The sequence below is a fragment of the Rhizobium sp. CF142 genome (assembly GCF_000281145.1).
GTDB lineage: Bacteria > Pseudomonadota > Alphaproteobacteria > Rhizobiales > Rhizobiaceae > Rhizobium.
The window spans coordinates 1-435 of sequence record NZ_AJWE01000150.1; the positions used below are offsets into that span (position 1 = coordinate 1).

At 56.1% G+C, this 435-nt stretch carries 1 protein-coding gene; it reads left to right on the top strand.

Features of this window, described 5'->3' with window-relative positions; translation table 11 throughout:
* Window positions 1-13: 13 nt before the first annotated feature.
* Window positions 14-435: nucleotidyltransferase domain-containing protein (locus PMI11_RS35900; RefSeq protein ID WP_037072755.1), on the top strand; the 422-nt coding region annotated here is incomplete at its 3' end.

Consider the following 435-nt stretch of genomic DNA (forward strand, 5'->3'; position numbering starts at 1 on the left):
CGAAGGCTTTGATGTGGCTTTGACACTGACCGACACCCTTGATCATCTGCCGGCCAGCAAGCGGCGCGAACTTGCCCGCGTACTGGAGATCATCTTTCTCGAGGTCGAGCAGTTTCGGTCAACCAAGCAGTCGGCAAAGAAAGCCAATGGCAAGATCCTCAAGGTCATCCTATACGGCTCTTACGCCCGCGGCGACTGGGTGGAAGACCGGCTGAGTGGTTATCGCTCGGATTATGATCTGCTGATCGTCGTCAATTCGGAGAGCTTCGCTCAGGAACAGGAACTTTGGCTTTCGCTCGATGAACGGTTCCTGCAGGAACAGATTGCCCACCGGATCGAAACACCGGTCATTCCGATCGTCCACAGCCTGCATGACGTCAACGACCAATTGTCGCGCGGCCGGCCGTTCTTCATCGACATCGCAAGGGATGGCAA